At 68.1% G+C, this 7751-nt stretch carries 7 protein-coding genes; 6 read left to right on the top strand and 1 reads right to left on the bottom strand.

Features of this window, described 5'->3' with window-relative positions:
• The 3 genes from rfbB to VGD44_RS05440 form a co-directional block, all read left to right on the top strand.
• Window positions 1–1050, top strand: a 1050-nt coding sequence (gene rfbB, locus VGD44_RS05450) for a dTDP-glucose 4,6-dehydratase (protein WP_331084685.1), incomplete at its 5' end; no start/stop codon positions are given.
• Complete coding sequence (rfbA, locus tag VGD44_RS05445; protein ID WP_331084683.1) at window positions 1047–1940, top strand: glucose-1-phosphate thymidylyltransferase RfbA; 894 nt, start codon at window positions 1047–1049, stop codon at window positions 1938–1940. The genes rfbB and rfbA, both read left to right, overlap by 4 nt.
• Window positions 1941–2118: 178 nt before the next feature.
• Window positions 2119–3063, top strand: coding sequence for a peptidyl-prolyl cis-trans isomerase (locus VGD44_RS05440; protein ID WP_331084681.1), 945 nt, complete (start codon window positions 2119–2121; stop codon window positions 3061–3063).
• 54 nt (window positions 3064–3117) lie between these two features.
• Here the strand turns inward: VGD44_RS05440 and VGD44_RS05435 are convergent, their stop codons facing one another.
• Window positions 3118–4488, bottom strand: coding sequence for an ATP-binding protein (locus VGD44_RS05435; RefSeq protein ID WP_331084679.1), 1371 nt, complete (start codon window positions 4486–4488; stop codon window positions 3118–3120).
• A 369-nt stretch (window positions 4489–4857) separates the two neighbouring features.
• On the opposite strand from VGD44_RS05435, the gene VGD44_RS05430 reads away from it, so the two are divergent.
• The 3 genes from VGD44_RS05430 to VGD44_RS05420 all read left to right on the top strand — a co-directional run bounded on the left by VGD44_RS05430 (window position 4858) and on the right by VGD44_RS05420 (window position 7628).
• Window positions 4858–5391: an FxDxF family PEP-CTERM protein gene (locus VGD44_RS05430; protein WP_331084677.1), complete on the top strand. Its 534-nt coding sequence runs from the start codon at window positions 4858–4860 to the stop codon at window positions 5389–5391.
• Window positions 5392–5553: 162 nt separating this feature from the next.
• On the top strand, window positions 5554–6876 hold the full coding sequence (locus VGD44_RS05425; protein ID WP_331084675.1) for a hypothetical protein: 1323 nt from the start codon (window positions 5554–5556) through the stop codon (window positions 6874–6876).
• Entirely contained in the window at window positions 6873–7628 is a 756-nt protein-coding gene (locus VGD44_RS05420) for a CpsD/CapB family tyrosine-protein kinase (protein ID WP_331084673.1), read from the top strand. The genes VGD44_RS05425 and VGD44_RS05420 overlap by 4 nt, the downstream gene beginning before the upstream one ends.
• The last annotated feature ends 123 nt before the right edge of the window (window positions 7629–7751 follow it).

The following is a 7751-nucleotide window of genomic DNA, read 5'->3' as shown; positions in this document are numbered from 1 at the left end:
TTGAAGATCCTGATCACAGGCGGAGCCGGCTTTATCGGGTCCGCGGTCGTCCGGCGGGCTATCCGCGATGGCCACCAGGTGGTGAACCTGGACGCGCTGACCTACTCGGCCAATCTCGAGAACGTCGAGAGCGTGGCCGGCGACGCGAACTACGCCTTCGAGCATGTCGACATCTGCGACCGCGCCAAGGTCGAGGCGGTGTTTGCGCAGCACCAGCCCGATGCGGTCATGCACCTGGCCGCCGAGAGCCACAACGACCGCGCCATCGAGGGTCCTCTGGATTTCGTGAAGTCCAACATCATGGGCACGGCGATCCTGCTGGAGGTGGCGCGCGCCCACTGGAACAAGCTGGACGGTGAAAAGAAGGACGCCTTCCGCTTCCACCACATCTCGACCGACGAGGTGTTCGGAGCCCTCGGCGAGGACGGCGACTTCTCCGAGGAGACGCCCTACGACCCGCGCTCGCCCTATTCGGCGTCAAAGGCGGCCTCCGACCACCTCGTGAGGGCCTGGGGCCACACCTACAAGTTCCCCGTGGTCATCACCAACTGCTCCAACAACTACGGGCCCTACCAATTCCCCGAGAAGCTGATCCCCACGGTGATCACCCGGGCGCTGGAGGGGAAGGACATCCCGGTCTACGGCGACGGCCGGCAGGTGCGCGACTGGCTGCACGTGGACGACCACGCCGAGGCGCTCTTGCTGGTGCTGGCCAAGGGCAAGCTGGGCGACACCTACTGCATCGGCGGCGACGCGACGAAGCGGAACCTCGAGGTGGTGAAGATCATCTGCGCCCACCTCGACAAGATGGCGCCCGCCAACACGCCCCACGCCGAGAAGATCCGGTTCGTCACCGACCGGCCGGGTCACGATTTCCGCTACTCCATCGACGCCTCGAAGCTCGAGCGCGAGCTCGGCTGGTCGGCCCGCATGCCGCTGGACCAGGGCCTGGAGGACACGGTGCGCTGGTACGTGGACAACTACGCCTGGGTCGAGGGCATCCGGAACCGCGGCTTCCATTCGGACCGCCTGGGGCTCGTCAAGGCGTGACGCCCCCTCAAGCAACCAGGCGGGGCATCGTCCTGGCCGGCGGCGCCGGCACCCGGCTGCACCCGCTCACCATGGCGGTCTCCAAGCAGCTGCTGCCCGTCTACGACAAGCCGATGATCTACTACCCGCTGTCGGTGCTGTTCCTGGCCGGCGTGCAGGAGATCCTGATCATCACGACCGCCGAGGACCAGGCGGGCTTCGTGCGCCTGCTGGGCGACGGCTCGCGGTTCGGCGCTCATTTTGAGTACATCGTCCAGCCGACGCCCGGGGGCCTCGCCGAGGCCTATCTGCTGGGCGAGGCGTTCGTCCGCGGCGAGCCCAGCGTCCTGATCCTGGGCGACAACATCTTCTTCGGGCAGAACTTCGTGCAGATGCTGAAATCGGCCGACGCGCGCAAGGACGGCGCGACGGTGTTCGGCTATCCGGTGCACGATCCCGAGCGCTACGGTGTCGTGGAGCTGTCGCCCGACAACAAGGCCCTCTCCATCGAGGAGAAGCCGGCCAAGCCCAAGTCCAACTACGCGGTGACCGGCCTCTACTTCTACGACGGCCGAGCCAGCAGCATGGCGAAAACCCTCACGCGCTCGGCGCGCGGCGAGCTGGAGATCACCGCGCTCAACGACCTCTACCTCCAGCAGGGCGAGCTCCATGTCGAGCTCCTTGGCCGCGGGTTCGCCTGGGAGGACGCCGGCACGCACGACAGCCTTATCCAAGCGGGCGAGCTGATCCGTACCTACGAGCAGCGCCAGGGACTGCGCATCGGCTGCCTGGAGGAGATCGCCTACGAGAACCGCTGGATCGACCGCGAGGAGCTTCTGAAGTCGGCCGACGTCCAGGCGAAAAGCGAGTACGGTCGCTATCTGCGTGAGCTGGCCGGCCGCGGCGCATGACACTCGGAGAGAGTGCAGCCTGCGCCCACTCGCCATGATCGACGGACGCTGTTACCCATCTGCATAACGGGTTCGCTACCGCTTCGCGTCTGCGCTACGACCGGTTCGGACTCTGTAAGAATTGTTGCATCAACTGCCCGCCGGAACCGCGCGACGGTTCGGCTAGAGGGAGGGGCCCTTGAAGACCAAAGCACTCGTCGTCGTGGTGGCCGTCAGCGCGGGGCTCGCGCTCTCCGGCTGCGACCAGATCAAGAAGCTCGTCGGCGGCGGCAAGCCCACAGGCCAGGTGGTGGCCACGGTCGACGGCGAAGAGATCACCACGCTGCAGCTGCGGGCCGAGCTGGGTAATTTCAGCTCGCGCGATCCCGCCGTCATGAAGGCCGCCCAGCAGCAGGCGCTGCAGCGGATCATCCTGCGCAAGATGCTGGCCGAAGAAGCCCGCAAGATGAAGCTGGACAAGGGCGCCGACTACACCCTGCAGCTCGAGCGCGGGCAGGAAACGCTGCTGGCGCAGCTTTACCAGCGCAAGCTGGCCAGCCAGACCACCCAGCCCACCCGCGCCGAGGCCGAGGCCTTCGTGCAGTCGCATCCGGAGATGTTCGCGAACCGCCGCGTGATGTTCGTCGACCAGGTCATCGCCGCGCCGACCAAGATCGCGCCCGAGCGTCTGCGTCCGCTGAAGACGTTGGACGAGGTGAAGGCGCTGCTCGCCGCGGAAGGCGTGCAGTACCAGGAGAACGCGGTCGTGCTCGACACGCTGACGGGCAACCCGGCGCTGGTGAAGGCGGTCATCAACCTGCCCGCGGGCGAGGTCTTCGTGATTCCGCAGGGCGGCTCGCTGCTGTTCAACCAGGTCACCGCGGTGCGCCCGACGCCGTTCGTCGGCGACATGGCGACGGCCTTCGCCATGAACACGATCCGAGGCCAGAAGGCCCAGACCTTCGTGGCCAAGAAGGTCACCGACATGCGTAAGGGCGCGGAGTCGAAGATCATCTACAACCCGGCCTACAAGCCGCCGCCGCCGAAGAAGAAGGCTGCGGCCCCAGCGCCGGCAACGGCCGCACCCGCGGCGGCGCCGGCAGAGGCGCCCGCCGCACCGCCGGCGGAACCGGCGGCCAAGTAACGAAAAGGCCGGCGCCCGGGCGCCGGCCTTTTTTCTTCTGCCGAGTCTGGCGCTCTAAGAGCCTGTGGCCGCTCTCGGAACCGCGGCCTCGCGGTTGAGGTTGCGCTGGGCCCAGATCATCCAGATCAGCGTCGGCAGGCCTTCCTCGACGAACGCGTAGCGCGGCTCGCTCTCGCCCGGCATGGACTTGAGAAGCCGTTCGTTGGCCAGCACCTCGATCGCGTCCTGGGCCTTGCGGGCCGAGATGTGGTTCGTCGTCTCGATGTCGGACGCGTCGAACACGCCGTCGGCGGCCAGGGCCGCGCGCGAGGTCATCGCGAGCGCATCCTGGCGGCCCTGCTCGAACAGGCGGCGCACGTGAGCCTGGGCGGGCGAGGCGATGCGGCCCTGGAACTCCAGGATCGTGCGGTCCACGGCGCTGGCCACGTCGCTCGGCAGCACCGTGCTGCGCCCGGCGTCGAGCGCGGCATGGCCGGCGTGGTGGCAGATCAGGTTGGCGATGTAGGGCGAGCCCCGCGCCACCTCGACCACGAAGGCGCTGGCCTGGGTGTCGAACTTCAGGTCGGCCTCGCGCTCGCCGTTGGCGACGATCTGCAGGACCTCGGCCTCGGTCATCTTCGGCACCCGGAGCGCGAAGATGTTGCGGCGGATCGACGGAATGTGCTCGACCAGTTCGGTCAGGTCGGCGGCGACGCCGGCCAGCACCAGCTGCACGCGGCCCAGGCGGTCGGAGAGGTTCTTGATCACCTCGGCGATGTCGCGGCGGAACGAGGCGGACTCGGCGCGGTCGAACTCGTCCAGGATGATCAGGACGCGCGTGCCCGTGAGCCGCGCGCAGAGATCGCCGAACTTGCGCGGGGTCAGCGGCTCGTTGGGCAGCAGGTCGGCCAGCGACGAGCCCTTTTCGGCCTCGGCGGTCGTCGGCGAGAAGCCGGAGTGGAACAGCAGCGGGATTTCAGCCGCGGCGGCGCGGAAGGTCTCGTCGAAGTTCGAGTTCGCGCCGCACGAGGTGTAGACCACGATGTAGCGGGCCTCGGTAGCCGCCTGGGTCAGCACGTGCATCAGCGACGTCTTGCCGATGCCGCGCTCGCCGTAGAGCACGACGTGCAGCCGCTGGTCCTCGATGGAGCGGATGATCGTCTTCAGTACGTCGTCGCGGCCGGCGAACAGCCGCCGGTCGGCCACGGGCTGGGACGGCGTGAACGCATGGCGCAGCTTCGCGCGAACCGCGGAGAAGCGGTCGCCGCGGCCGCTCATCTGGTCGCTGGCGGTTGTATTGAAACGGGGCAGGCCGCCCGGTTCGGGACCGCGCCGGTGCGCTTCCCGGATCAGCGGCTTGACCACCGCCGTCTGCGCGGCCTCGGCGCGCGCCGACTTCGCGGGCGTCTTCCGCTTAAACGGGTTCCAGGCCAACTCGCTCTCCATCGTACGTGCGTCCTGTACCATAACCCACGCGTGTACGCGGGCGTTCTGCTCTTGGACGCCTTTAGTGCCTCGGCTCTGCCTTCTGTTTGCTTAATCAGGCCGAAAAGTCGATTCTGAGGCGGGCGAAGCGGAGCTGGATCGGGCCGCCCGACGGCAAACTCGCTCTTATCAACCTTGAGTGTTACAACTGGCGCCAAGTTTGCAGACTGCGCTGCTGTGCCGGTTCGCCATTGGCATCTTTGGACTGCGGGTTCCGAGGGCTTTTCGGGTGAGAGGCTTCCGCCACTCGCCCATTAGGCGAAGTTAAATGACAGGGGCTGGCGGCCCCTCTAAGGGTGAATGCGAAGTTAAATTTAGGGGTGCTGACAAATGAAGACCTTCTCCAAGTTCCTGACTGCCTCGGCGTTCGCTGTGGCTCTGATGGCCGGCGCCAGCTCCGCGAACGCCGCCGTCACCTTCGACCTGATCGACTCGGCTGCTCTGAACCTCAACGGCTCGGAAGGCTTCTCGGCGACGATCACCGACGACCTCGGTGCGTTCGAGCATACGTTCGAGTTCACGCTCGACGGCTCGAACCTGACGAACACCACCGTCGGGACGATCCAGCTCGGCTCCAAGGACATCGACTTCTCGGAGATCACGCTGGACGGCTTCAATCTCACGCAGGTGGGCGCCGACCCGTCGGGTGAGAACTGGGAGCTGCTGGGCACGGTCCTGGGCGCCGGCCCGCACACGATCACCGTGAAGGGTTCGGTCCTCGGCTTCGGCACCACGCCGGGCGCGACCTACACCGGCTCGCTCAACATCGCGGCCGTGCCGGAACCCGCCACCTGGGCCCTGATGATCATGGGCTTCGGCAGCGCCGGCTACATGATCCGCCGTCGTCGCGTCGCCTTCGCCTAAGAAGCGTCGCAACATAGTTTGCGGGAGCCGCCGACCCTCGGGTCGGCGGCTTCTTGCATTTTAGCGCGGTTCTAATCTTCGACGGCGCAATGTATCAGGCGGTAGGCCGCTGCTCGGCGGCGCGTTGCGTGGACGACTGTGAAGGCAATCCTTAGGGCTCTGTTGGGGCGCTGGCTGGTGGTGGCCATCTCGGTGGCCGCCTGCCTGATCGGCGGCTTGGTGGTGATCGCCACGTCGCCGCCCCGGTACAAGGGCACGGCCCGGGTCGTGCTCGACTACATCCGGCCCGACCCGACGACCGGCGCGGTCCTGCCCTCGAAGATGCTCGACGCCTATATTACGAGCCAGATCAACCTGATCCGCGACTTCCAGGTCACCGGACCCGCCGTCGAGGCCATGGGCTTCGTCGACAATCCGGACATCCAGGCCGCCTACTACGCCAACCCGCCGGCCGACGGCCGCGACCTGCATTCGTGGATCGCCGCCCAGGTAGGCGCCGCGGCCGGCGGCTCGATGGTCGAGGACAGCAACATCCTCGAGATCGCCTACATCGCCTCGTCGCCCGAGCTGGCCGAGGCCGTGGTCGACGCCCTGCGCGCCGCCTACATAGAATCGGGCGCCGCGCAGACGCGCCGGGCAGCCGAAGAGCAGGGCCAGCGGCTGGCCACGCGGATCGAGGCCGCCAAGGCCACGCTCGCCCAGCTCGAGGACATGCAGAACCGTTACGAGGACGAAACGGGCCTCACGATCAGCGAGCGGGGTCGCGACGAGGAGGCGGCCAAACTGGAAGACATGCTGCGGGTGGACCGGATGCCCGTGGTCGTCAAACCGTCCGGGCCTGGGGTCGCCGGCATCCTGCTGCGGCAGCTGGACGGCGAGATCGCCGAAGCCAGCACCACCCTCGGCGTGAATCACCCGCGGCTGATAGGCCTGCGCCAGCGCCGCATCGCCCTGCAGGCCCAGGTCGAAGCGAATGCTTCGCGCGCCTCCTCTAGCGCCCAGGTCGTGGCGCAGAACGAGCGGATCGCCGCGGCGATGGTCGAGCAGCAGATGTCCAAGGTGCTCGCGGCGCGCGAGCCCACGCTGCGGCTGCGGTTGATGCAGGATGAGATCAACCGCCTGCGCCAAGACATCAACAAGATGACCGAGAGCCTCGTGGCGTCGCGCACCCTGTCCGGCGCCGACATCTCGACGACGAAACCGATCGGCCCGCCCGTGGCGGAAAAGACGCCGGTGTTCCCGAACAAGCTGCTGATCCTCGGCGGCTCGGCCGGTCTGGGCTTGTTGGCAGGCTGCCTGCTGGCCATTCTGATCGAGCTGATGGGGCGGCGCATCCGGGCGGCGCGCGACCTCGAGGCCGCGACAGGGGCGCCGGTGCTGGTCGGACTGCCGGATTATCGACGCGCGCTGCGGAAGCGCCGTCGTGGCCCTGTGCCGGCGCAGATCGAGACGACGCGTCCGCCCACGGCCATGGCTGCGGAATGACGCGGCCCCCCAAGGCCGCCAGGGCCCCGAAACCGCCCAAGGCGCGCAAGGTCAAGCCGCCCAAGCCCCCGCGCGGCCGCAAGGCGCGGCCTGAAGGTGTCTGGGTGACGCCCGAGGGCTACCGCCTCGCCCAGCGCCTGGTGGCCCTGGATCCGGCGCGGCCGGGCGGCGACATTATCGTGGCGCTGGCCCACGAGGTCGTCGACCGGCACGTGCGGCTGGGTCGGCGAGGCCTTGCCGTCTGCGGTGCGGCGTCCGGGGCCGGCGTGACCTTCGTGGCGGCGAACCTCGCTATTGCGCTGGCCCAGGCGGGGGTCTCGACCCTGCTGGTCGACGCCAATTTGGAGGCCCCGCGCCTGCACGAGCTGATTGCGCCGCCTGAGCCCGGCCCGGGCCTGGGCGACCTCCTCACAGACGCCGAGCTCAGCCTGCACGACGTGGTGCATTCCGACGTGCTTCCCGGCCTTTCGGTCCTATACGCGGGCGCGGGCGTGCCGGAAGGCCCGGACGGCCTGGGGAGCGAGCGGTTCCGTGCGCTCGCGGAGCGCTGCCTGCGCGACTACGACTGCACGATCTTCGACACCGCCCCCGCCAACCGTTCGACGGGCGCCCGGGCGGTCGGCCTCACGACGGGCTACGCGCTGCTGGTGGCCCGGCGGAACCTGAGCTACGCCGAAGACATGGGCGCCCTCACGGCCCAGCTCAATCAGGACGACGTCGAGATCATCGGCTCTGTGCTGAACAACGCCTGAGAGGCGCGCTACTGGGCTCGGCCGGCCTCGCGCGGGGTCTTGGCGCGGAACGCCAGGGCGACGACGGCTCCCAGCATGATGAACACGAGGGGGTGGTTGGCCTCCTGACTCAGGACGGCCTTC

This window comes from Phenylobacterium sp., from assembly GCF_036402295.1.
In the GTDB taxonomy this organism is placed as follows: domain Bacteria; phylum Pseudomonadota; class Alphaproteobacteria; order Caulobacterales; family Caulobacteraceae; genus Phenylobacterium.
The sequence above is the reverse complement of the archived record's forward strand: the minus strand, read 5'-3'. Positions and strand labels throughout refer to the sequence as shown.

Excerpts from the sequence above, each read along its gene's own strand:
- VGD44_RS05435 (WP_331084679.1), bottom strand. The coding sequence starts at position 4,488 with ATGGAGAGCGAGTTGGCCTGGAACCCGTTTAAGCGGAAGACGCCCGCG.
- VGD44_RS05430 (WP_331084677.1), top strand. The coding sequence starts at position 4,858 with ATGAAGACCTTCTCCAAGTTCCTGACTGCCTCGGCGTTCGCTGTGGCT.
- VGD44_RS05420 (WP_331084673.1), top strand. The coding sequence starts at position 6,873 with ATGACGCGGCCCCCCAAGGCCGCCAGGGCCCCGAAACCGCCCAAGGCG.